Below are 439 nucleotides of genomic sequence, written 5' to 3'. Positions count from 1 at the left end.
GCCCTGGCCCGCGCCGAGCTGCGCTCCAACTGGCGGATCTTCCAGCAGCGCAGCGTCCCGCAGATCCTCGACAGCGTCCTTCGCGCCCAGGGCATCAACGACTACGAACAGGTCCTCGATGCCGAGCACCTGCCCCGCGAATACTGCGTCCAGGCCGGCGAGACCGACCTCGCCTTCCTCGCCCGCCTCGCCGCCGAGGAGGGCCTTTACTACGCCTTCGCCCACACCGCCGACGGCCACCGGCTGATCCACGGCGACCATCTCTACACCCACGGCAGCCTCGCCGGCGGCCCGGTGCGCTACCAGCCCGCCCCCGGCGGCGACCAGCCCGAACCCGCCCTGCGCCGCTTCGCCTACCGCGAGCAGGTGCGCACTGCCGTGCAGACCCAGCTCGACTACAGCTTCAAGCACCCGATCTATAACCAGCAGCATGTCGCCC

General features: G+C 70.6%; 1 protein-coding gene. It reads left to right on the top strand.

The annotated features are described in order from the left end of the window. Nucleotides 1-439, top strand: a 439-nt coding sequence (locus tag PSEWESI4_RS00015; protein ID WP_268960732.1) for a contractile injection system protein, VgrG/Pvc8 family, incomplete at both ends; no start/stop codon positions are given.

Origin of the sequence: Zestomonas carbonaria (genome assembly GCF_904061905.1) — a bacterium.
GTDB lineage: Bacteria > Pseudomonadota > Gammaproteobacteria > Pseudomonadales > Pseudomonadaceae > Aquipseudomonas > Aquipseudomonas carbonaria.
Note: the sequence above shows the minus strand (reverse complement) of the source record. Positions and strands in the feature narration are given on the sequence as shown.